The organism is Olleya sp. KJ81-1 (assembly GCF_055808135.1).
On sequence record NZ_CM147854.1, the window covers coordinates 924,021 to 947,587 of the forward strand.

General features: G+C 31.1%; 31 protein-coding genes and 1 pseudogene. 6 read left to right on the plus strand and 26 right to left on the minus strand.

Annotated elements, in window-relative coordinates:
* Position 1: 1 nt before the first annotated feature.
* From AC0L3M_RS04285 to AC0L3M_RS04355, 15 genes are all read right to left on the minus strand, one after another.
* Positions 2–745, minus strand: coding sequence for an ABC transporter ATP-binding protein (locus AC0L3M_RS04285; RefSeq protein ID WP_473431964.1), 744 nt, complete (start codon positions 743–745; stop codon positions 2–4).
* Positions 746–750: 5 nt separating this feature from the next.
* Complete coding sequence (locus AC0L3M_RS04290; protein WP_473431965.1) at positions 751–1,959, minus strand: efflux RND transporter periplasmic adaptor subunit; 1,209 nt, start codon at positions 1,957–1,959, stop codon at positions 751–753.
* An 11-nt stretch (positions 1,960–1,970) separates the two neighbouring features.
* Positions 1,971–3,290, minus strand: a complete 1,320-nt coding sequence (locus tag AC0L3M_RS04295) for a TolC family protein (protein ID WP_473431966.1) — start codon at positions 3,288–3,290, stop codon at positions 1,971–1,973.
* 194 nt (positions 3,291–3,484) lie between these two features.
* Entirely contained in the window at positions 3,485–4,543 is a 1,059-nt protein-coding gene (locus AC0L3M_RS04300; RefSeq protein WP_473431967.1) for an NAD(P)-dependent alcohol dehydrogenase, read from the minus strand.
* Positions 4,544–4,545: 2 nt separating this feature from the next.
* Complete coding sequence (locus AC0L3M_RS04305; protein ID WP_473431968.1) at positions 4,546–4,971, minus strand: OsmC family protein; 426 nt, start codon at positions 4,969–4,971, stop codon at positions 4,546–4,548.
* 26 nt (positions 4,972–4,997) lie between these two features.
* Positions 4,998–6,092, minus strand: a complete 1,095-nt coding sequence (locus AC0L3M_RS04310) for an alkene reductase (protein WP_473431969.1) — start codon at positions 6,090–6,092, stop codon at positions 4,998–5,000.
* An 84-nt stretch (positions 6,093–6,176) separates the two neighbouring features.
* Complete coding sequence (locus AC0L3M_RS04315) at positions 6,177–6,755, minus strand: Crp/Fnr family transcriptional regulator (protein ID WP_348661344.1); 579 nt, start codon at positions 6,753–6,755, stop codon at positions 6,177–6,179.
* Positions 6,756–6,884: 129 nt separating this feature from the next.
* Positions 6,885–7,766 (minus strand): carbohydrate kinase family protein, encoded by an 882-nt coding sequence (locus tag AC0L3M_RS04320; protein ID WP_473431970.1) that lies wholly within the window; start codon positions 7,764–7,766, stop codon positions 6,885–6,887.
* A gap of 10 nt (positions 7,767–7,776) precedes the next feature.
* Entirely contained in the window at positions 7,777–9,261 is a 1,485-nt protein-coding gene (locus AC0L3M_RS04325) for a mannitol dehydrogenase family protein (protein WP_473431971.1), read from the minus strand.
* Between the two features lie 13 nt (positions 9,262–9,274).
* A complete protein-coding gene (locus AC0L3M_RS04330) occupies positions 9,275–9,679 on the minus strand; it encodes an ABC transporter permease (protein ID WP_473431972.1) in 405 nt (134 codons plus the stop codon).
* 20 nt (positions 9,680–9,699) lie between these two features.
* A complete protein-coding gene (locus tag AC0L3M_RS04335) occupies positions 9,700–10,242 on the minus strand; it encodes an ABC transporter permease (RefSeq protein WP_473431973.1) in 543 nt (180 codons plus the stop codon).
* A gap of 19 nt (positions 10,243–10,261) precedes the next feature.
* Positions 10,262–10,837 carry an ATP-binding cassette domain-containing protein gene (locus tag AC0L3M_RS04340; protein ID WP_473432471.1) on the minus strand — a complete coding sequence of 192 codons (576 nt, stop codon included), beginning with the start codon at positions 10,835–10,837 and terminating at the stop codon, positions 10,262–10,264.
* Positions 10,837–11,784 (minus strand): sugar ABC transporter ATP-binding protein, encoded by a 948-nt coding sequence (locus AC0L3M_RS04345; RefSeq protein ID WP_473431974.1) that lies wholly within the window; start codon positions 11,782–11,784, stop codon positions 10,837–10,839. The genes AC0L3M_RS04340 and AC0L3M_RS04345 overlap by 1 nt, the downstream gene beginning before the upstream one ends.
* A gap of 18 nt (positions 11,785–11,802) precedes the next feature.
* Positions 11,803–12,867 carry a substrate-binding domain-containing protein gene (locus AC0L3M_RS04350; protein WP_473431975.1) on the minus strand — a complete coding sequence of 355 codons (1,065 nt, stop codon included), beginning with the start codon at positions 12,865–12,867 and terminating at the stop codon, positions 11,803–11,805.
* Between the two features lie 89 nt (positions 12,868–12,956).
* Positions 12,957–13,859 (minus strand): hypothetical protein, encoded by a 903-nt coding sequence (locus AC0L3M_RS04355; RefSeq protein WP_473431976.1) that lies wholly within the window; start codon positions 13,857–13,859, stop codon positions 12,957–12,959.
* 229 nt (positions 13,860–14,088) lie between these two features.
* Here AC0L3M_RS04355 and AC0L3M_RS04360 point away from each other — a divergent pair, with 229 nt between their 5' ends.
* Positions 14,089–14,826 carry an NUDIX hydrolase gene (locus AC0L3M_RS04360; protein ID WP_473431977.1) on the plus strand — a complete coding sequence of 246 codons (738 nt, stop codon included), beginning with the start codon at positions 14,089–14,091 and terminating at the stop codon, positions 14,824–14,826.
* A gap of 79 nt (positions 14,827–14,905) precedes the next feature.
* On the opposite strand, the pseudogene AC0L3M_RS04365 reads toward AC0L3M_RS04360, so the two are convergent.
* Together AC0L3M_RS04365 and AC0L3M_RS04370 are read right to left on the minus strand one after the other, a co-directional pair.
* Positions 14,906–15,360, minus strand: a pseudogene (locus tag AC0L3M_RS04365) (cold-shock protein).
* 204 nt (positions 15,361–15,564) lie between these two features.
* On the minus strand, positions 15,565–16,485 hold the full coding sequence (locus AC0L3M_RS04370; RefSeq protein ID WP_473431978.1) for an EamA family transporter: 921 nt from the start codon (positions 16,483–16,485) through the stop codon (positions 15,565–15,567).
* 89 nt (positions 16,486–16,574) lie between these two features.
* Between AC0L3M_RS04370 and AC0L3M_RS04375 the strand changes: the two genes are divergently transcribed.
* Complete coding sequence (locus AC0L3M_RS04375) at positions 16,575–16,847, plus strand: DUF3817 domain-containing protein (RefSeq protein WP_145001736.1); 273 nt, start codon at positions 16,575–16,577, stop codon at positions 16,845–16,847.
* 28 nt (positions 16,848–16,875) lie between these two features.
* Here the strand turns inward: AC0L3M_RS04375 and AC0L3M_RS04380 are convergent, their stop codons facing one another.
* Positions 16,876–17,265 (minus strand): acyl-CoA thioesterase, encoded by a 390-nt coding sequence (locus AC0L3M_RS04380; protein ID WP_292945255.1) that lies wholly within the window; start codon positions 17,263–17,265, stop codon positions 16,876–16,878.
* 119 nt (positions 17,266–17,384) lie between these two features.
* Here AC0L3M_RS04380 and AC0L3M_RS04385 point away from each other — a divergent pair, with 119 nt between their 5' ends.
* Positions 17,385–17,801 (plus strand): glyoxalase, encoded by a 417-nt coding sequence (locus tag AC0L3M_RS04385; RefSeq protein WP_292945252.1) that lies wholly within the window; start codon positions 17,385–17,387, stop codon positions 17,799–17,801.
* A gap of 8 nt (positions 17,802–17,809) precedes the next feature.
* A complete protein-coding gene (locus AC0L3M_RS04390; RefSeq protein ID WP_145001739.1) occupies positions 17,810–18,256 on the plus strand; it encodes a hypothetical protein in 447 nt (148 codons plus the stop codon).
* Here the strand turns inward: AC0L3M_RS04390 and AC0L3M_RS04395 are convergent.
* From AC0L3M_RS04395 to AC0L3M_RS04430, 8 genes are all read right to left on the minus strand, one after another.
* Positions 18,253–18,924, minus strand: coding sequence for a DUF2461 domain-containing protein (locus AC0L3M_RS04395; protein WP_473431979.1), 672 nt, complete (start codon positions 18,922–18,924; stop codon positions 18,253–18,255). The genes AC0L3M_RS04390 and AC0L3M_RS04395 overlap by 4 nt on opposite strands.
* Before the next feature lie 125 nt (positions 18,925–19,049).
* Positions 19,050–19,190, minus strand: coding sequence for a hypothetical protein (locus AC0L3M_RS04400; RefSeq protein ID WP_191098705.1), 141 nt, complete (start codon positions 19,188–19,190; stop codon positions 19,050–19,052).
* Positions 19,191–19,213: 23 nt separating this feature from the next.
* Positions 19,214–19,414, minus strand: a complete 201-nt coding sequence (locus AC0L3M_RS04405; protein ID WP_341586623.1) for a hypothetical protein — start codon at positions 19,412–19,414, stop codon at positions 19,214–19,216.
* A 100-nt stretch (positions 19,415–19,514) separates the two neighbouring features.
* Entirely contained in the window at positions 19,515–19,667 is a 153-nt protein-coding gene (locus AC0L3M_RS04410; RefSeq protein WP_028282108.1) for a DUF1328 family protein, read from the minus strand.
* A 47-nt stretch (positions 19,668–19,714) separates the two neighbouring features.
* The gene (locus AC0L3M_RS04415; protein WP_473432472.1) at positions 19,715–20,230 is read right to left on the minus strand and encodes a mechanosensitive ion channel family protein; all 516 of its coding nucleotides are present in this window, start codon (positions 20,228–20,230) and stop codon (positions 19,715–19,717) included.
* Positions 20,209–20,619 (minus strand): mechanosensitive ion channel family protein, encoded by a 411-nt coding sequence (locus tag AC0L3M_RS04420; RefSeq protein ID WP_473431980.1) that lies wholly within the window; start codon positions 20,617–20,619, stop codon positions 20,209–20,211. The genes AC0L3M_RS04415 and AC0L3M_RS04420 overlap by 22 nt, the downstream gene beginning before the upstream one ends.
* A gap of 46 nt (positions 20,620–20,665) precedes the next feature.
* Positions 20,666–21,169 carry a Dps family protein gene (locus AC0L3M_RS04425; protein ID WP_342861304.1) on the minus strand — a complete coding sequence of 168 codons (504 nt, stop codon included), beginning with the start codon at positions 21,167–21,169 and terminating at the stop codon, positions 20,666–20,668.
* 175 nt (positions 21,170–21,344) lie between these two features.
* On the minus strand, positions 21,345–22,124 hold the full coding sequence (locus AC0L3M_RS04430; RefSeq protein ID WP_414692214.1) for a tRNA pseudouridine synthase A: 780 nt from the start codon (positions 22,122–22,124) through the stop codon (positions 21,345–21,347).
* Positions 22,125–22,215: 91 nt separating this feature from the next.
* Between AC0L3M_RS04430 and AC0L3M_RS04435 the strand changes: the two genes are divergently transcribed.
* Together AC0L3M_RS04435 and AC0L3M_RS04440 are read left to right on the plus strand one after the other, a co-directional pair.
* A complete protein-coding gene (locus AC0L3M_RS04435; protein ID WP_292945228.1) occupies positions 22,216–22,632 on the plus strand; it encodes a hypothetical protein in 417 nt (138 codons plus the stop codon).
* A 62-nt stretch (positions 22,633–22,694) separates the two neighbouring features.
* Positions 22,695–23,492: a LytTR family transcriptional regulator DNA-binding domain-containing protein gene (locus AC0L3M_RS04440; RefSeq protein WP_473431981.1), complete on the plus strand. Its 798-nt coding sequence runs from the start codon at positions 22,695–22,697 to the stop codon at positions 23,490–23,492.
* Positions 23,493–23,567 lie beyond the last annotated feature (75 nt).

A 23,567-nucleotide genomic window follows, 5' to 3' on the forward strand; every position in this document is an offset into this window, starting at 1 on the left:
ATTAATCGTCTTGTTTAGGCAGTTTAGCTAATTGCTCTGCTGCAGATTGTACTTTATGATTTTTATAATCTTGCATGATACTTCCATCTTTTAATACAATAGTTCTGCTACTAAAAGTGGCTATATCAGGCTCGTGTGTAACAAAAGTAATGGTAATCCCTTTTTTATTTAGCTCTTGAAACAGCGACATAATTTCGTACGAGGTTCTTGTGTCTAGGTTTCCTGTAGCCTCATCTGCCAGAATCATTACTGGGTTATTTACCAAGGATCTTGCTATAGCAACACGTTGTTGTTGTCCACCTGAAAGCTGCGAAGGTGTATGATGCAATCTATCTCCTAAACCAACCATTTCTAATGCTTTTATAGCACGTTCTCTGCGCTCTTCAGTAGACACTTTACTGTTATATAACAAGGGTAATTCTACATTTTCTATTGCAGATGTTCTTGCCAATAAGTTATAAGATTGAAATATGAATCCTATCTTTTCGTTTCTTATGGTTGCTAATTCATTTCGGCTTAAAGCCTTAACACTTACTCCATCAATTTCATATTCACCAGAGGTTGGCTGATCTAAACACCCTAAAATGTTAAGCATCGTACTTTTTCCAGAACCACTAGATCCCATTATGGTAACAAATTCGCCTTCTTTTATATTAAACGAAATTCCTTTTAAGGCATGTACCGTTTCGGTTCCCATGGTAAACTGACGTTTTAAGTCTTCTATTTTAATAATGTCTTTACTCATGGCTTTTATTTTTTCTTGTTTCCTCCTGGACGTTGTGGCATAAACGGACTTTCGTTTGCTCCTGCTGGTCCTGAAGCTTCTGCTTTTGATACACCTTTTAAACTATATACTAACTCATCACCTTCATTAACTCCGCTTAAAACTTGTACATTTACACCATCACTAGCGCCTAATGTTACTGTTTTTGGTGTTATACTTCTATCTTTTCCTAATACCCAAAGTGTAGTTTCTTTTTTTGAAGCAGTACTAACACTACTTGATAAATTATGATGTGTATTATAAGACGTTAATGTTTCAGTTTCTGGAGTAAAGTTTATGGCTTTAGCTTCCGCAGTTAACACATCATTTAGTTCTAAAGTATAAATTGAAATGGTTGCTGTTAATCCTGGTTTTAGTTTTAAATCTGGATTATGTGCCTTAATAACCACTGTGTAGGTTACGACATTTGATGTTACTGTTGGATCTAAACGAACTTGTGTGACTTCACCTTCAAAAGTTTCGCCTAAATAAGCATCTACTGTAAAGGTTACACGTTGTCCTTCTTTTACATTTCCAATATCTGCTTCATCTACATCTGCTTCTACTTGCATTTCTTTTAAATCTTGAGCAATTGTAAATAAGGTTGGCGTGCTTAAACTTGCTGCAACGGTTTGTCCTTCGTCAATAGCACGAGATAATACAACACCATCAATTGGCGAATAAATATTTGCATAACCTAAATTGGTTCTAGCCGATTGTAAGTCTGAATAACGTTGTGTTACTGTACCTTTAGCGGTTGCATAGTTAAATGCAGCATCATCAAAATCTGATTTACTTATGACTTGATTATCGTATAATGTTTGCTGTCTGTCGTAAATTGTTTTGGTGTAATTCCTTTGGCTTACAGCATTATCATAAGCTGCTTGTGCTTGTGTTTTTGCAGCATTTAAATTTGTTTTATCTAATTCTGCAATAAGCTGACCTTCTTTAACTACGCTATTATAATCTACATAAATTTTCTCCACAACCCCAGAAACTTGTGTACCAACTTCTACTTGTGTAATTGGCTCAATAGTTCCCGTTGCAGTAACCATAGTGGTTACGTTATTTATTTTTGCTGTAACCGTTTTAGGTTCTATTACTATGGCATCATCGCTTTTTAAAAAGCTATAGCCTACAAATGCAAGTACAAGTACTACAATGCTAGTTATGATTATGTTTTTTTTATTTTTCATGATCGTTTTGATTAAAGTTTAATATCGTTTCCTTGGTAAAATTGTAATAACTCGTGGTACAAAATATTTAAGTATTTAGACTGTAAATAGTTTTGTTGTGCATTGGTATATGTGTTTTGACTTATTACCAAATCTGTAGTACTTAATGCACCTAATTCGTATTTTTTTTGTGCTAGGTTATAGCTTTGTTCTGCTGCTACTTTAGAGGCTTCAGCAGCTATAACTTGCTCTTGTGCAGAGACTGCATTTTGGTAAGCAGTTTCTACTTTTTTATAAACTTCCTTTTCTGTGTTTTGCTTTTGTATTTGCGCTTTATCAATATTTATTGATGCTGTTTTAACTGCTGCTTTAGTTTGATTTCTATTAAATATTGGAATGGTTAACGACAACCCTAATTTTTGATTGAAGTTGACATCAAACTGATCTGAAAACGTATTATCGTTAATACTTGTGTAACCAGAACCCATACTTCCTGTTAAGGATAAGGTTGGTAAAAAACCACCTTTAGCAATGTCAAGTTCTTTCTCGTTTGCTGCAATATTTAAATTACTTGCCTGAATTTCTGGCAGAAAACCAATAGCATTATTGTAAAGTTGATTTTTATCGATGTCTAGATTAATTAAATCCATGTTTTCATCAATAGTTTCAATTTGAATATCTTCTAAAGGTGATAATTCTAATAATTGTTTCAGTTGAATAATGTATTGCTGATAATCATTTTTAGCAGATATGACATTGAATTTGTTAGTAGCTGCTTGACTTTGTGCTTCGGTGTAATCCCCTAAAGCAATAGTTCCTGCATCTAACCTTGCTTTTGCTCTTTCAACTTCTTTTTCTGATGCAACAACATTGTTTTCCGCTATAGCGATACTTTCTTTACTATAAAGCGTTTGTAGATACACTTCTAGAATGTTTAAAACAATATTGTTTTTTTCGACTTCTTCTAGAAAAATACTTTGCTCTAACAAAATCTTGTTTTGCTTGATTTGGTTGCTAAGTTGATTCCCTTGAAATAAAGTCATCGAACTATTAATACCAACATTTGTACTATGGATTTGATCTGTAACATAATCGCTAGTAATAGGATCTATAGTACTTCCGTTAGAAAAATTTTGCGATGCACTACCAAATAAATTTGGTAGTCTAGATGACTTTGCTTTGCTGTAATCTACTTCGGCAAGGTTTTTATCTAAAGTGGCATCTTTGATCGTAATATTATGCTCAATTGCATAATCTATGCAATCTTGAAGCGACCAAACTTTAGTTGATGTTTCTTGAGCAAACGACAGTTGCACAAAAAATAAACTGACTATGATTAAATATAATTTCATTTTAAAAGGTGTTTTAATTCTACACTTCAAAGGTGAAACTATATACTATCTTATTATAAAGCGATAGACGTTTGAGGGTTTTAACTATACGAAATCGGGTAATCTATCGACGAGAATTTTTCGGCTTTAGCCTAAAAACAAAAACAGCCTCTAAATAACTTAGAAGCTGTTTTTTATATAATTAAAAAAGTGCTTTAATTTTTAAGCGAATTCATGTCAATTACAAAACGATATTTAACATCGTTACTTGTTACACGATCGTAGGCTTTATTAATATCTTGCATATCAATAAGTTCAATATCACTGGTAATATTGTGTTCTCCACAAAAATCTAACATCTCTTGTGTTTCTTTTATACCTCCAATTAAAGATCCTGCTATACGTTTACGACCTACTATAATATTTCCACCATGAAAAGGTTCTAATGCTTCAATTGCACCAACTAAAACCATCGTAGCGTCTATTTTAAGTAACCCTAAATACGGATCCATTTTATGACCTACAGGAATGGTATTTAAGATAAAATCGAAACTACCTTGGTGTTTTTTCATGTCGTCTGCATCTTTAGACACTAACACTTCATGTGCGCCTAATCTTTTTGCATCTTTACCTTTTTCTGGAGATGTTGTAATCATAACAACATGCGCTCCTAAAGCATTCGCAAATTTAACTCCCATGTGACCTAAACCACCTAGACCAATAACACCTACTTTATCTCCTTTTTTAACTTTCCAGTGACTTAAAGGGGACCATGTTGTAATTCCAGCACATAATAAAGGTGCTGTTGCTGCTTCGTCTAAATTTTCAGGAATACTTAATACAAATTTTTTATCAACGACTACTGACGATGCGTATCCACCATAAGTTTGTTTACCTTCAATATGTTTATCTGGACTGTTGTAGGTCCACGTTGCACCTTTTTCGCAAAATTGTTCTAAATCCTGATCACATGATGCGCAAGATTGGCAAGAGTCTACTAAACATCCTACACCTACTAAATCACCAACTTTATAATTGCTAACTGCTGATCCAACCTCTGTAACACGACCAATAATTTCGTGTCCTGGCACTACTGGATAGGTAGATCCTTTCCAATCGTTTCTAACCGTATGGATATCACTGTGGCATACACCACAATACGTAATATCAATTTTTACGTCGTCTGTACCTACAGCACGTCTTTGAATATCTAAAGGTTTTAAATCTTCGGTTGCTGAAGTTGCACCATATGCTTTTACTGTTGTCATTGCCATTTTTATGCTTTTTTAAGTGTTACTTTAAGTTCTATCTCTGTATTTAAAACTTTGGAAATTGGACATACTTCCTTTGCTTTGTGTGCTATTTGCTGGAATTGTTCGGCATCAATTTCTGGAACATCACCTTCTAGGTTTAGTGTTATTTTAGTAATTGCTCCATCCTCAAAAGTAACCGTAGCATCTACGTCCAAACTTGTTGCTGTAAAATTGTCTTCGTTTAATAAAAAGCTTAATTGCATTGCAAAACATCCTGCGTGTGCTGCTCCTATTAACTCCTCTGGATTTGTTCCTTTTTCACCATCTTCAAATCGTGTATGAAACGAATATTGTGTTTTATCTAAAACTTTACTTCCTGTGGTTAGACTTCCTTGTCCATCTTTACCACTTCCCTTCCATTCTGCATTTGCTTTTCTTGTAAATTTCATTTTGTATGATTTAAGTTAAACTATAATTATTTAGACGCTGTTGGATAGTCAGTGTATCCTTTTTCTCCTGTTGTGTAAAAAGTATCTTCATCCCAATCTGCCAGCTCTAAATTGTTTTCAAAACGTGCTACTAAATCTGGATTTGAAATAAATAACTTACCGTAAGCGACTAAATCTGCATCACCATCCTCAATAACTTTGTTTCCTTTTTCTTGATCAAAACCTGCATTAATCATTAATGTACCATTGTATAATGGTCTAAAATGTTTAGCAATCTCTTTGACTGCATAAGGAATCTCTGAAACATCATTAAAAGGTTCTGATAAGTGTACGTAAGCTAGATTATAGTTATTTAATTTTTTGATAATATATTCAAAAGTAGGAATGGTCTCTTCATCCATTGTCATACCAAAAAGACCATCTAAGGATGGGTTAAAACGTGCTCCAATTTTTTCTTGCGGAATTACTTCTTTTATAGCATCTAAAACTTCAAAGAAAAAACGTGTTTTATTTTCTATGCTTCCACCATATTCATCTGTTCTATTGTTAGATGAATTATTAAAAAACTGGTGAAATAAATATCCATTTGATGAATGAATCTCTACACCATCAAAACCTGCTTTTACTGCATTTGCTGCAGCATCTTGAAAATCTTTAACCGTTTGTTTAATCTCTTGAATAGTCATTGCCTTAGGTGTCACAGTATCTTTAAACCCATCAGGTGTATACGATTTTGCGTTTGGATTTAAAGCTGAAGATGATACTGGTAAATCTCCATTATGAAAGTCTGGATGTGACATACGACCAACATGCCATAATTGAATAAAGATTTTTCCGCCTTTATCATGCACACGTTTGGTTACTTTTTTCCAGCCTTCTACTTGCGCATCTGTATGTATTCCTGCGGTATTGATATAACCGACAGCTTTTTTTGATACTTGAGATCCTTCTGTAATAATTAAGCCTGCAGAAGCACGTTGCTCATAGTATAATCCGTGTAATTGATCTATTGGTACATTACCATCGTTATTTGCACGACTACGTGTCATAGGAGCCATAACGACTCTGTTATTTAAACTTATGCTTTTGTTATATGGTAGTAATAAAGGTTGTTTGCTCATGTTTATAAACTGTATTATGTTAATAACACCAAATTTACAAATCAGAAACATCAATTTAATTGACCTACATCAATTAAGACAGATTTAACTTTTTAATTGTTTTCTTACTCTGCTTAGGTTTTCAGGAGAAATACCTAGGTAATTGGCAATGTCATAATTGGGTACTCGGTTTTCAATATTTGGATACGACACGCAAAACTCTAAATACCTTTCTTTAGTATTTTTTTCAAGTGTAGATAAAATACGCTTACGCTGTGCGATAAAAGCTTGGGTTATTAATACCCTAAAATAACGTTCAAAAACTGGTGCTTTTGTGTATAACTCTTGCAGCACGTCGTAATTTATTGCCAATAGTGTGGCGTCTTCAATAGCTTCAATATATAAGATGGATGAACCTTGATTATAAAAAGCATCAAAATCTCCAATCCACCAATTTTCAATAGCAAATTGAATAATATGAATACCACCTTTATCGTCAATGTAATATGCTTTTAGACAGCCTTTGACAACAAAGTATTCATGCTTAACATGTGTGCCAGGTTTTAGTAAAAACTGCCCTTTAGATACAGATATTTGATTTAAAGCAGCATTAAATAATTTAATATCCTCCAAACTTGGAGATACGTGATTATTTATATGATTTATGATAGCAGAATACATCATACAAAGATGCTAAAAATTTAAATAAATATCAATGGAATTATTGGGCTTTAAATGAATAAAAAAAGCTTTATGTAAACATAAAGCCTTATCAACCACTATCAATCAATTTTAAAAAAACCGTAAAATAGCTTAAGGGTTAATAAACGTATTAATATCTTCCATACTAAATTTAGGATTAGCACCTTGACTTCCCGCAACCAATGCTCCAATAGCACATGCATAATTAATGGCATCTTGAGGATTGTCACCTTTAAGTAATTTGCTTATTAGTGTAGCTAAAAATGAATCTCCTGCACCAACAGTATCAACGACCTCTATATGGTAACCACTATTGTAATAAAAGGTATCATTAAAATATAAAATTGCGCCATGACGTCCTTTTGTTACACAAATAGTTTTGGTGTTTGTATGATCCGCTAAAAATTTTATATTTTGCTCTAAAGAATGTGTTTTGGAATTTAATGTTTCTCCTATTTCAAAAATTTCTTCATCATTAAATTTTATAAAATCAGCTTCATTCATTAAATGATTTAAAACCTCTTTTGTATAATATGGCGCTCTTAAATTTACATCAAATATCTTGTACTTTGCATATTTTAAAAGTTGGTATAAAGTCTCTCTAGAGTTTTCATCTCTTGCAACTAAACTACCGTAAATAAAAGCATCAGCTTGTTGTGTTACACTTTTATTAAGCGATGTAATTTGAATATTATCCCAAGCTCTAGGAAACATAATATCATAAGAAGCAGAACCTTTTGCATTAAGCATTACTTTAACCTTACCAGTTTTTAACTTAACATCCACTTGTAAATTATCGATATTTACACCTTGACTTAAAATGAAATCTTTTATTTTATTACCTTTATTATCGTCTCCAATACTACTAATAATTGATACATTATTGTCTAAAGACTTTAAGCGTAAAGCAACATTTAAAGGTGCTCCTCCAATTTTTTTATGTGAAGGAAAAACATCCCATAACACTTCTCCAAAACAAACTATATTTTTCATTTATATTAGTTTAAATATTAGCGTTTAAATCAAATACACATTGCTCCACACCATGCTTTAAAATATCATTATATGCTGTTGTGTAAGCTTCAACAAATGGCTTTGAGTCTTTTAATGAACCAAAAATTGCTTCTATTTCTAAAAATGCTTCTGGATTAGCAGTGCTTTCCAGTGCTTTTGCATGTAATACCGGTTGCATAGCATCTTTTATTATTAAACCATTTCCTTTCTCATCTTTACCTAAACTATATATAGCCCAAGCAGCTACTACAATTGCAGCACTAGTAATATCACCTTTATCTTGTAATTGTGCGTTTACTGTCGGTAATATAAATATGGGAAACTTAGCCGAACTTTCTGAACAAATACGATCAATTTGATCTTTAATATTGATATTTCCGAAGCGCTCTAACAACGATTGTTTATAGGCATCCAAATCAACACCTTCTAAATCGCCTAAAGTTGGTGTCACTTCTTCATCCATATAATGCATTAGAAAAGTTCTTATATTTGGATTGTTAACCGCTTCATCAATGGTATTATAACCCATTAATGCACCAAAAATTCCTATTACTGAATGACCAGCATTTAATAAGCTTAGTTTCATTTTTTCATATGGCACCACGTCTTTTACAAACTGTGCTCCAACATTTTCCCAAGCAGGTCTTCCTTCAATAAAATTATCTTCTATAACCCATTGTTTAAAAGGCTCGCAAACTACTGGCCAAGCATCATGAATTCCTGTAGTTTTAATTAAATTTAATATATCCTCTGGTGTCGTTGCTGGTGTTATCCTATCTACCATAGCGTTTGGAAACGATACGTTTGACTCAATCCAATCGATTAAATCTGGCTGAGCTTTTCTAACATAACTTAGTAACATCATTTTTGTCATGTGACCATTACCTTGAATGTTATCGCATGACTGAATAGTTACACCTTTTAAACCTAGTGATTGCCTTAACTTTAATGCTTGCGTGATATATCCAAAAATGGTTTTTGGTGTGTTAGGATATTCTAAATCGTGAATAATTAACGGGTTTGTAAAATCGAATGTTTTAGTCGCTTCGTTGTAATTATAACCACCTTCTGTTATAGTTAATGATATAATTTTTACTTCAGGGCTTGCCATTTTTTCGATAACCGCTAATGGATTTTCTGGCGCATATAAATACTCCACTATAGAGCCAATAATACGATTAGTATGAGTACCATCTAACTCTTTAACCACTAAAGTATACAATCCATTTTGATCTTTTAGAGTATTATAAATTCTGCTATCAAAATCTAATAATGCAATACCACATATTCCCCAATCCTTGTTGTTTGGATTCTGTAATAATTGGTCTGTATAAAAAGCTTCATGTGATCTATGAAAACCACCAATACCAACGTGTACTATTCCTGTCTTTATGGTCGTTCTGTCGTATTGTGGTACTGTAATTCTTTCAGATATATTTGAAAGATTTTCAGCGTTTAATTTGTAATTTTTCATCTTAATAATTTTATTATTTACTCTCAAATCTTTGAAGTAATACTGCAAAAATGATTATGGCTCCTTTAACAACTTGCTGAGGATAAGAAGGTACATTTAGTAAGTTTAAAATGTTTCCTATTAATCCTAAAATAAGCACACCCATTAACGTATTAATAGCAGTCCCTTTACCACCATTTAAACTAGCTCCACCAATCACAACAGCTGCTATAGCATCTAACTCCCAAGACATTCCCATATTTGGTGATCCTAAATTAGTTCTGGATGCCACTATTATTGCAGCAGTAGCAGCTAAAGCACCAGAAATAGCATATACCAAAAACTTATACTTGTTAACTTTAATTCCGGATAAGCGTGAGGCTTCTTCATTACTACCAATAGCAATAATTAAACGACCAAATACATTATAACGCAACATAACCATAGTAGCGATTACGATTAAAAAAAGACTATAGCAATATTTGGAACACCTAATGTAGAGTTGTTTGCAAAATTTGACATAAATACACCTCCTGCAGTTTTAAAAGTAACTGGAGACCCTTTAGAGTAAATAAAACCTAATCCTCTTGCAATAGTCATTAATGCTAAAGTTGCAACAAAAGGAGCCATTTTTTGATAAGCTACTAGATAACCCGAAATACTACCTAAACCAAAACCTATAGCAATGGTAAAAACAATAGCTAATGGTAGTATGACTACATTAATTAAAATAGCAAATGTAACTGCAAGCAATGCGACCATGGAGCCAACTGATAAATCAATACCTCCTGTTAATATTACTATTAACATTCCTATACTAATAATACCAATACCAGAGACTTGTTTTAATAAGTTAGACAAGTTTACTGAAGTAAAAAACACATCGGATATCAATGCTGAAAAAATTACCAGTAAAATAAAAATGAATATTGTATTATACTTTACTAAAAACTTAAGAATACCACTTGGACTGCTAAGTTGTTGTTTTAATGTTAAAGCCATAACATGAAATTTTTAATATTTAATTAGATTGTTTTAATGCTTTACCTATCGAGTAACGCAATATGTTTTCTTCGGAAAATTGTTCTTTTTGTAACTCGCCATAAATAGTCCCTTCATGCATGACTAAAATACGGTCAGAAATACCCATAATTTCTGGCATATCAGACGATATTACAACTACACCAACTCCTTTTTTAGCGACTTCGTTTATAAGATTGTAGATTTCAATTTTAGCACCAACATCTACACCTCTAGTAGGTTCATCAATAAAAATAACTTTACTATCTATACTTAACCACTTAGCTAGAGCTACTTTTTGCTGATTTCCACCACTTAAGTTTTTAACATCAATCTCTGAGCTTGTGGTTTTAATGTTTAATTTATCAATTAAACTTAATACCTTTTTATACTCGCTGTCCACATTAATAAATCCTAATTTTCCTGAAATAGAATTAAAATTAGTCACACTAATATTTCTTCTTATGGACAATGGTAGAAAAACCCCTTCTTCTTTTCTGTCTTCCGACACAAAACCAATTTGATGCGCTGCAGCATCTACCGGAGATTTTGTTTTAATCTCTTTACCGTTTAAAATTAAAGTTCCAGATTTTTTTTGTCTGCTCCAAAAATAAGTTTAGCGGTTTCTGTTCTTCCACTACCTCCTAATCCTGCAATACCAAGTACTTCACCTGGACGTACTGAAAAAGAAACATCATGAACCATGGTGTCCTTTGCAGTTAGATTTTTAACCTCAAAAATAGGTTCTGTTCCTATTTTAGCATCTCTAATGGGAAACAAATCTTTCAATTCGCGACCAATCATTAATCGGATAATACCATCTGTATCTGTCTCCTTAATAGCCATACTTCCTGTATCAACACCATCTCTAAGTACTGTAACAGAATCTGCTATTTTAATAATCTCGTCTAAATGATGAGAAATGTATATTATTGAGATTCCTTGATCTCTTAATCTAAAAAGGTTGTCAAACAGTTTTTTTGTATCTGTAGGATCAAAAACAGTTGTTGGCTCATCTAAAACCAATACTTTAGTGTCTTCAGATAATGCTTTTGCAATTTCGACTACTTGTTTTTGGACTATACTTAAATTTCTAACTTTTGCTGAAGCGTCAATTGTAAAGCCTAAAGAGTCTATTAAAGCTTGAGCATCTTTAGTAATCTTATCCCAATTCATCCAAAACTTACTTGCTCCTAATTTGTGTAAATAGATGTTTTCGGCAACAGACAGATCATTAACTAAAGACAACTCTTGATACACCACACTTATGCCTAAAACCTGACCTTCATGTGTGTTTTTAGGATTAATTTCTGTGCCATTTAAGCGAACAGTACCAGAGTCTTTATGATGTACACCACTTAATATTTTTATAAGTGTTGATTTTCCTGCTCCGTTTTCGCCTAATAAAGCATGAATTTCTCCTGGTTTAACTTTTAAAGTCACATCTTTTAATACGGAAACAACACCAAAACTTTTGGATATTCCTGACATTTCAAGACGATATTCATTTTTTAAGTTTTTCATATCAATGGATATTAGCTATTAAAATAAAGCATCAGGATTGTAATATTTAGCAGCGTTTTCTTTTGTAATTAATAAAGGTGCTGTATAAGATTTTTTATCAAAATCACGTTTTCCGTTTATATATTCTATTGCATATTTAACAGCATTTTTACCAATTTGCACTGGACTATTCATTGCAGTACAACCATAAAAATCAGTTTCCATAATGTACTTAATAGCTTCTTTTTGTCCATCAGCACCAGCAACTATTAATATATCATCTGTTTTACCAGCCTGTTCAATAGCTTTAATAGCACCTAACACACACACATCAGACTCAGTGATCACCACATTAATATCTGGATGAGCTACCAAAATATCCTCCATAGCTTTTAAACCACCTGCATAAGACCACTCTGTATACGCTTGGGTTTTTACATTTAAATTAATTTTTCCTTGCGTACGTAATTGCTCCTCTGTTATACCTTGTAACAAACCTTGTTTGCGTGTGCGTCCAACAGGGTTTCCTGCGTTACCACTTAACAAAGCAATATTCATTGGTGTGTTACCCATTTTTTTAGCTAACCACTCTCCTGCTAATGCACCATTTTCCAGATTATTAGATTGAATGGTTGTTACAAAATCTGCGGAAGGGTTTATAGAACTATCAATTATAAAAACCGGAATTCCTGCAGCTTTAGCTACTTTTGTAATCCCAACCAAAGCATCTGGATCTTTTGGATTTAATAAAAGGGCATCAACACCTTTAGTTATTAAATCCTCAACCGCAGCAATTTGCTTGGTGATATCATCTTGACCGTCTGCTGATAAAAAAATCATACCATTTTTTTCTGTAGTAGATTTAATACTTTGTAGCAGAGCTTGGTAGTAAGGCGCATTTAATGATGGTGTGCAGTAGCCTATTTTTTTACCTGTAAGATCTATAGCGCTATTAAAAAGCGCTCCTTCTACCTCTGTACCACTTGTTTTATTTTGACTTGCGTCTAAATGCTCTACACAGCTGTATAGCGATAGATTAAATAAGAGAACCAACATTGGCATACTTATAAATTTTAGTCCGAATTTTAAGTTTTTTATTCTCATGATTTTAAATATTACTTAAAGATTTTTGTCTTTTTATGTAAGTTAACACTTTATCGTTATACATTAATTATTACTGATTTAGCTTTAATTTAAAACAATGTTATATCTAATTGTAAAACGGTCTTTTCTTGCTCTGGATTCCACATTGCAGTAACATCCACTGGTATATTATAATTACTGATTTTAAGCTTTTTACTAAAGGTAGCACCAACATTAATGATATTACCAGATCCTTTTGTATAAAATGTTTTATCTGTAATAAAAGACCATGCACCTCCAGCAAATAAAGACAAGCTTGAAGATTTGTTTTGCCACACTTTACTATTAATTTCAAAATAATGTGTCCACGAGTTTTCTAGGTCACCATTGGATTGCACTTGATAATCACCAGAACCTCCATTAATAATTGTTGCTAAATACAATAAGGTATTAGGCGTAATATTGTAACCAAAATTTAAATCCACAAAATTATAACCTTGTGTTTTATCATAACTCCAATAGTGAAGCTTATCTCCTCTTTCTTCTACACCTGTATAATTATTATGTGATACTGCTTCAATAAAAAACTTATCTGAAAAACGGTATTTGGTATAAATTGAAAACTCTTTATAGTAAGCACTTTCATTTTCGTTAGTGTTAATGTTTTTTACATCTACTGAAGAAAAACTTGCTCCTCCCCAAAAACCAAAAGTAAACTTCTTGTTTTTTGAATTGTATTCTAAGTTAGCAGTAAATAATGCTCCTGGATGCACCACAAAACCATGCCATGTGTGCATATTCTTTACATGCGCACCTATACTAAATGGCTCATAATCCTGCTCTGTATCTTCTACATTATTTTGGTTGTCTTCCTCTAACACCTCTTGATTTTGAGAAAAAACATCTGGAACAACACTAAGCATAAAAAAACCAAACAATAATAATAGTAGTAGATTTTTATTACCAAGCTTTTCAGACTTTATAGTATGTTTGGTTAATTGGCTAATTGTCATTTTATTATGTTTTAAAATTCAGTATATTTTTAAACGTCATAATTACGTTTGTTTTTCAAATGTATCATAAATAATTTATAAAAACCTAATAATTCGTAAAAAAATATGTTATATTAACTTTTATATATGCTATATTACCAAAAACTTAAGTATATTGTATTGGATACACATATATTATTTAACGTAACAAAGACGTTAACGTGCCTATTTTAATAAATAAAATAAATCTATGAGTACAGAAAAAATATTAAACCTATCGGTAGATTGTGTGGTATTTGGTTATGACACCAACACCAAGTCGTTGAATGTTTTATTAATAAACCGATTTTTAAAATCTAAATTAACTGAAGAAATTTTGGTTGATGATTTTGTATTGACGGGATATCATGTATATAATGACGAAACTTTGGACGATACAGCCACTAGAGTTTTAAAAGAATTAACAGGATTAACAAATCAATACAAAAAGCAGTTTAAAGCTTTTGGAGATCCAGATCGATTAACAAATCCAAAAGACCTAATTTGGATTGAAAATGAAGCTTTTAATTTAAGAACAATAACAATAGCTTATTACTTTTTACTTAAAACAGAAGATGTTAATTTAGAAAACAACGCCTTCAACCCAAAATGGTTTCCTGTTAACACCTTGCCTGAAATAGGTTTTGATCACGAAAAAATAATATTGGAAGCTTATGAAGATTTAAAAGTTAAATGCTTATCAGAGCCAATCATATTTAAATTACTTCCTGATAAATTTACAATTAATGAAGTACAAGATCTATATCAATCTATCTTAGGCATTGAAATAGACAATCGCAACTTTAGACGCAAGCTAATTAACAAAAAATACATTATTGCTTTAGATGAAAAGCAAGTTGGCGTATCCAAAAAACCTTCACAACTTTATATGTTTAGTCTGGATATATATAATAAAATGTTTAGCAAAAATTATTTGATAAGCATCTAAAATTTATGTTGTAATTTTTTAAATAAAAAAAACCCATTAAGATTGCTCTTAATGGGTTTATAATTTAAATTATGGTCGATTATATTTTTTTAACCTTAACTGCGTTCATCCCTTTCATTCCTCTTTCAAGCTCGAAAGACACTTTATCATTTTCTGCAATTTGATCAATCAATCCACTAACGTGGCAAAAATATTTTTCGTTGTTTTCTGTATCGATAATAAAACCAAAACCTTTAGATGTATCAAAAAATGATACTTTACCGTTTCTTACTGGATCTTCTTCCTCTCCTTCAACCTTTTTAGGAACACCTAAAACGATTTCTTCTGCATCAATCTTTTCCTTTAATTCTGGATCTGGTGGAGTATCTACCAAATTACCATTATAGTCTACATATGCAAACTGTATACCATCAGAACCACCATTAGCTTCTTTGTCAAGCTTACGTGCCTCCATCTTCTTGCGCTTATCTTCTCTTTTCTTTAAGCGTTTTTTTCTTTTTCACTTTTATTAAATGTTTGTTGCGATTTAGCCATTAGCGTTATTAAATGTGTGTTTTAAATGAATTCATTTGTCAGAAAGTAATTAAAAGCTATGTTCTGCTTAACGATTCTAAAGTACTTAAAATAAAGATTAAGGAAAGGTTTACTTGCTTAAATGAGCTACAAAGATAGTAAATTTTTAAATAATTGTATATTAAGTCTTTAGGCTAATTAGCTTTTTTTATGTAACAGCCTTAATTATTGCTTTTTAAATCGTGAAAAAATGACTAGTTTTTTCTTAGAGTTAATAAAATAAACTCCTGTTAATAAAGTTAATGCTGCAACTATAGATTGCATCGTAATTTGCTCGTCTAGTACATACCAACCTAAAAACAATGCTATTACAGGATTTACATAGGCAGAAGTAGAAACTTTTTCTGTAGCGACCTCTTTTAACAAGTAATTAAATGCTGTAAACGCGACAACGCCTCCAAAGACAATTAATAATAACATAGACCCTTTGGCATTTAGACTCCATTTTGTTGGCGCTAACCAAGCCTCATTAAAAGCTAAGCTTAATATAAATAATAAAAGACTAGCAAAAAGCATTTGATAACCTGTTGCTACAAAAAAGTTTTTAGGCAAATTAGATTTAGAAACAAAAATACTACCGTAACTCCAGCTTAATACACATGTAAATATCATTAATATTCCAATAATACTGTCCTTATTAAGTGCTAATGCTTCTTGACTTACTAAAAGATACATACCTATAAAGCCAAAAATGACACCAATAATAGATTTAGTTTTAATTTTAGAACCATGCAATATTCGCATTAAAAATATAACAAATAATGGTTGTGTAGCTGCTATTAATGCAGCAAAACCACTATCTACATACTTTAAGGCCCAAACAAAGACTCCATTACCATATACCAGAAATAAAAATCCAGCAAAAGCTGAATTTAATAATTGTCTTTTGGTAGCTTTAAGTGATATTTTTAAAAATTTTGCAATTATAAAAATCAATATTCCAGCACTAAAAAATCTTATTCCTGCTAAAAAAAATGGTTCGACCTCTGACACCATAATTTTATTTAACAAATATGTAGAACCCCAAATAAAGTAAATAGAGAAAAAAGCAAGTACAATTAATATTGATTTTCTAGTACTATCCATACGATTAATTTTAAACGAAATTAATGATTAATCCTATATAAATGGTAATTAAAAAAACAATAATTATCTTTGTAAAAAAGACAAATATTATGCTTCAAACATTTCGTATCGTTGCTTTATTAGAAGGTGTTTCTTACTTATTATTAATGGCTGCTGCTATTTACAAAAGACTTCCAGATGGTGACGATTATTACGTCCAATTATTAGGAATGCCACATGGTTTATTATTTGTTGGATACATTGCTCTAGCTTTTTTAATTAAGCCAGAACAAAAATGGTCAAATAAAGTCTTTGGTATTGTATTATTGGCGTCCATATTGCCTTTTGGCACTTTTTACGTAGATAAAAAATACTTAAAATAAGTTTGCAATAGTGTGATGCACTAAAATACTAATTTGACAACCTATCCTTTACAAACTCAATTTTAGTTTTTCCGTGTGGTTTTGAATTACCATCCTTGTCTAGATTAACCATAATAATATTATCTACTGTAATAATGGTTTCTCTGGTGCGCATATTTCTTACTTCGCAATTTAAAGATATTGAGGTACTTCCAAATTTTTTAACTTCCATACCTATTTCAATTATATCACCTTCAACAGCCTTACTCATAAAGTTAATTTCGCTCATGTATTTGGTCACCACTTTATTGTTTTCTAACTGTATTATTGTATAAAGTGCAGCTTCCTCATCAATCCAAGCTAATAATTGTCCTCCAAATAATGTTCCGTTAGGATTTAAATCTTCGGGTTTTACCCATTTTCTAGTGTGAAATCTCATGTTTTTTTCTTTTAATCAAAGATAAAAAATCTTGATTGTTAACAACACAGTTAAAAAGTATATTTAACTATACCATCATTAGTCTTTATTATCGATATTTTTAATAAAACTTAAATATTATGACTACCAGAGACACACAATTACTAGCTATCAGACCCATAATTAAAAGTATTATCATTAGTCAAAATATGAGTGATGAGGAGCGTTTCCAGAACATAACCCTTAGACCAATTATAAAATTACAAAACGAACTGTTTATTCAAGTTTTTAGAAATTATATAGCTAAACATAAAAATGTATTTTATCAATTAACCATTGAAAAACGTTTAAATTATATTGAAAATGCTGTCCATAAAGACATCAAATTTAGAAATAGTATAAAAGGAATGATAATTGGTCAATTTACTACAGAAGAATATGAAAAATATATTCTAAATTCGTCCGCTTTAAATAAACGAATGATGTCCATTGTAAAACAGCGTTTGCAAAGTAATATTCAGCTATTTGAAAAACCAGAAATACTAAAAGCAGTTTAATATAACCAATGACAATAAAACAACAACTTCTGCAAATTTGTAACGAACAGGTAGAAAAACGCATTACAGATTATAAAAACGAAATAGACCTTATAAAAGAGTCTATAGAGAGTAATGATAAAGGAGGCTCTGATGATGATGATTCTGGAAACGGTAAACTTTTAAATGATTTAGAAAAAAATATGGGTTATCTAAACGATGCTAGAAAAACCCAAGATTATTTAAAATTAGTAAAAGCCAATTTATTAAGCACTAGTGCAGCTTTAGGAAGCTTAGTTAAGACAGACAGTCTTCACTTTTTTATATCCATTAGTGCTGGTAAAATCCAGATTGATAATCAAGATTATTATGCCATTTCATTACAATCACCTATTGGGCAATTATTAAAACAAAAGTCTGCAGGTGACACTTTTGAATTTAACGGTACTAAATATACGGTTACAGAAGTTGCTTAATCTTGTATTAAAGACACACCATTTAAGTCTGTAGTTAATACATCACTCATATAATCAAAAAAGGGTCTAATGGTTTTAAAATAGTCATTGACCTTTTGAGCAAAGTCTTCTGAGATGACTTCTGCGTCTGTAAATTGTATAGAAAATATGTATTGCTTTTTCTTAATTAAATCAATAGCTTCATGATCTTTGTCAAAATTTCTTGGAGCTGTTTTTAGTTCGTCACCTTTTAGTGTTCCCCAAACAGATTTAAATTTTGAATCATTAATGATTGATTTAATCTCATTATCATCCATTTCAAATTCTTTTCTAATTCTTAACAAATCCTCTTTGCTAGGATCCCAAAAACCACAAGCAATAAAATTATTTCCTGGTTGTATTTGCACATAATATCCACCTCTTAATCTTGGTTTAACACGATGAAACGTGCCTCCAAAATTATTTTTGTAAGGTAATTTATTTTTAGAAAAACGGACGTCTCTATAAATCCTAAACAGCTTCATTTTATCAAGTTCATCATGCACTTGCATTTTTGAATATATGTCATTAAAAACCAATTTAGTTGCTTTTAACGCCTTGTCATACTCTGGTTTGTTATCTGCAAACCATTCGCGATTATTATTTTTTTCTAATTTTTTAAGAAACGCTATTGCTAGTTTAATACTCATAAATTTGTGATATGGTTTAAAAATACAAAAGTCCTAAAATTAATTAGGACTTTTGTTGCTATTAATCAAATACATTTAAAATATATTAATTAATTTTTTCTTTTTCTTAGCTATTCTTTTTTGTTTTAATCTACTGCATCTTCTACATCGTCTGCAACGTTTTCTACTGCGTCTTCAACTTTTTCTCCTGTAGATTCTTCTCTGCATCCTGTTAATAGTAATGATACTGAAAATAACAAGATAAATGTGTGTGCTAGTTTTTTCATTGTTTTGGTTGTTAGTGGTTATTTTATTCTTCTATTTCTTCAATTTCATCTTCTACATCATCCATAGCATCATCAACATCATCTGAGGCGTCCTCTAGGTTGTCGTCTATGTCATCTATAGTTTCTTCAACTTTTTCTTCAGTCGTTTTGTTTTCTTCTCTACATCCTGTTACAGCTATTGAAAGTGAAAATAGGATTAGAAATGTATATAAAAGTTTTTTCATTGTTTTTGGTTTTAACGGTTTAATAAACTAATCAGCTTACTTATTTTTGCTTAAAATATCAGTTAAAAGCTGATTAGTTTTTATTAGTTTGTTATTAGTTTTAAGCTTTTTTTAATAGTGTCAATACAAATAACACTAAAAAAATGAAGAATAATACTTTAGCAATTCCTGCAGATGCTCCTGCTATTCCACCAAATCCTAAGATTCCAGCGATAATTGCGATAATAATAAATGTGATTGTCCAACGTAACATAATTTTTGGTTTTTAATGATTAATACTAAACTAAAAGCGCTTTACTTTTAATTGTTTGAGAATGAATTCTCGGTTTCCTTAGGCATATCAAATGATAGTTTGTTATCAAATTGAAGTGTTCTAATTGGAAATGGTATGTTTATATTTTCTTTGTCGTAAGCCTTCTTTATTTCAATAATAGCTTTACTTTTTGATCTCATTTTTTCTAAAGCATTTTCTGCATCTATCCAAAATCTACATAGGTAATTAATTGAGCTTCCTCCATATTCTGTGTAGTAAAACTCCACATCTTCTGGTTTTTCTATTTGATCAAATGTATTGCAAATGGTTTCTTTAGTTAATTGTTCTACATGATCTAAATCCGACTCATAGCCTACTCCACATTCTAAGAAAACTCTCATTTTAGTGGTTAAGGTGTAATTTTTCATGGGATTATCAAGGATCATCTTATTTGGGATTATCACCATGTTATTGTCAGCTTCCTTTATGGTAAAATCTTTCAAATTAATATCTATAACCTCTCCTGAAAATCCATTGGTTTCTACCCAATGTCCAATTTGTATTTTTTTCTAAAAGACAATACAATACCAGCAAACGTATTAGATAATGTTCCTTGCAATGCTAAACCAATTGCTAAACCTGCAACACCAGCACCTGCTAGTAAAGAGGTTAAGGTTTTACTTAAGTTTAAAATACCTAAGGCTAAAAATAGTCCTGCTAATACTACAACTACTGATGATAGACTACCTATCATGTTAGTAATAGAGTTTTGCTGAATTTTTCTAGACACTAATTTTGTAACATATTTATTTACATATTTAGCTATAAAATAAGCTGCAATTAATACAACTATGGCTAAAATTAGATTTGGTATATTGGATACAATAGCATTAAACCAAGATTCTAACTTGTCGATTAATAGGTTGTATGCTTCTGATAATTGAGATTTCATATGGTTTTATTAAGTTAATTAAGAGGTAATGGTTTTAAACTTTTAATTAACTGTTAGTTACTACTTTTTTTAGTTGCTCTGAGGTATTTTTAGACCAAGCGTTTAACATCCAACTTGATTTTTCAAGCTCTCTAATGTATGCACCAATTAAATCAATTGTTCCCTCATCTCCTGCTTCTTCTGCTTTACTAAGTACTTGAGACATTTGCGCTAACATGGTCTTATGGTCATTTAGTAGTTCCTCTATCATTTCTTGATCAGTAATCATACTTGAGGCTTCGGATAGTGACGAAATTTTTAAATAATCACTAAATTTACTTACTGGATGGTGTCTTAAAGTTAAAATGCGTTCTGCTATTTCATCTACCTTTAATTTCGCTTCGTTATACATGTTCTCAAATTTTTCATGCAAATCAAAAAAGTTTTTTCCTAAAACATTCCAATGGAAACTTCTTAATTTTTGGTAGTATATATTATAATCTGCTAGTAACGTATTTAACTCTACAACTACAGGTAGTATTTTCTCATCTTGCATATTCAAATAATTCATGTGTTCTGTTTTTAATGTTGTTAATTTCTTTGATACAAAGATGCAACACTAATCCAGTTGGCATGTTATATGATTTTTTAAGAATGTTATAGAATTTCAATAAACACCTATAAAACAGAGGTTTTTATATTAAAATAGTGTTAAAATGTAGAAATTATGAAGAATTTGACAACTTTTACTCGAACTCGATATCCTTTAAAATTAATCCAGAAGCAGGAGCTATGTAGTGATTATGACCTTCAAAATCTGGTTTTAAACTGGCTTCAATATCTGCTAATGTGCGTTTACCTTGACCAATTTCAATCAATGCTCCCATCATTAAACGGATTTGATTGCGCATAAACCCCTTTCCCTTTACACGCAGTATATAACTTTGTTCTGGAAAAAAGTTTGCAGTATAGATGGTGTTTTCTACAATTTCGCATTTTAAAATAGTCCTATTATATATACCATTATCTGTTGGTCTATAACAATAGTGTTTTAAAAAATGTTCTCCTTCAAACAGTCTCGCAGCCTTTTTCATTAACTCAATATCTAAAGGATCCAAAATTGTAGTTAATATTGGTGCACAAAAAGGATGAAACTTACCTCCAAAAGCAAAAACGTATAAATACTCTTTTATTTTTGAATGTTGAATAATATTAAATTTACTATCCACCTCTTTAATTGTCAAAGCACGAAGATCTTGTGGTAGATTATAATTAAACAAGGCCATAAATGCATCAAAATCATCAATAGGTTCTTCTAAAAACAACTCGAAAGCAGCACTCTCTGCACTTACCATAGCATCTGTACGACCAGAAGTTAAGGTTTTAAATTTCTTTTTATCTAAAATGAAATTTAAAGTTCTGTCAATCATTAAATGTAAGGTCTTTAAGTTAGGCTGCTTTTGCCAACCATGAAACCTATACCCTAAATATTGAATTGTAATGACGTAGAAATACTTTTTTTGCATGATAATTTATGAATGCCGAAAATACTGCTTTGTAATCATTTCGCAAAAATTTTATACCTTGAAACCTTAATAACTAACTAAAACTAACTTTATGACAAATGTAACCTCACAAAAACCACCTATGTGGTTTTTAGTAATTAGTATTATTGCCTTAATATGGAACCTTTTAGGCGTATTTGCTTACATAGGGCAATCTATGATGACTGACGAAGTATTAGAACAACTACCAAAAGCAGAACAGGAGATGTATGCAAACTTACCCTCTTGGTATATTGGTGCTTTTGCAATAGCTGTTTTTGCTGGAGCAATTGGAAGCTTGGCATTGGTGATAAGAAAAAAATGGGCTTTTCATGTTTTATTAATTTCGTTAATTGCAGCACTAGCACAAATGTATTATTTAGTATTTGTACTAAAAATGGCTAATGCAATGACACCAATGATAGTGATTGTTGGAATGGCTTTAGTATGGCTAGCCAATCATGCAACTAAAAAAGGATGGATATCTTAAACCTAATCAATACACACAAAAGCATCAATTATGTAATTGATGCTTTTTAATTCTTTTTTAATTTGAATTTAAAATACCCCTTCGATCCTTATTTAAAACACCACGTTATTATTGGGTTTGGTCTTGCTTTATGGATTTTTTTATTTTTATTTATTACTGAGCCTTTAGACATAAGCGAACTTAATACCACAGAAAAACTAAAGTACCTACCTTTTTATAGTCTGATTGCGACGCTATCATATTTACTATTTTTACCGCTACAAAATTACATTTATAAGCAATCACAAAATAATTGGTTACTAAAACACGAAATACTGTTTTTATTAAGCCTGTCTGTTGTTTCTCTTATTTTAGCTAGGTCTTATTATTTATATGTTGTGGTCGCTGGTCAAGCCAATCCACATACTTTAGGCTATATGCTTATGTCACTTTTACTACCTGCATTAGCTATTATTTTACCAATTATAATTATTGGTCGTTTTGCTTTTGGAAAATATTTTGAAAAAATACTAGAGGATAAAAAAATTGAGATTAAAGGAGAAGGTAATTATGAAAGTTTAAAGCTTCATTTAAACGATTTAATTGCGGTACAATCTTCAGATAATTATATTGAGGTTTTTTATATTTCTGGTTCTATTCTTAAAAAAAGTTTGATCAGGAATAAATTATCTACTATCACAACTACTTTTTCAGAATTACAACGCACACATCGCTCTTACGTTATAAATCCTTATCATTTTCAGTCTTGGAAAACCGAAAAAGGAAAACACTTTTTAGTACTATCGTATAACATAGAAGTGCCAATATCCAAAACTTATTTAGAAGCTATTAAAAGTGCTTTAAATTTCGCCACAGCATAACGGTATCTCACCCCAAACCCTTGTTATAATTGATTTTTATTTGATTTGAAATATATCTTTGCTTCAGAAAGTTTA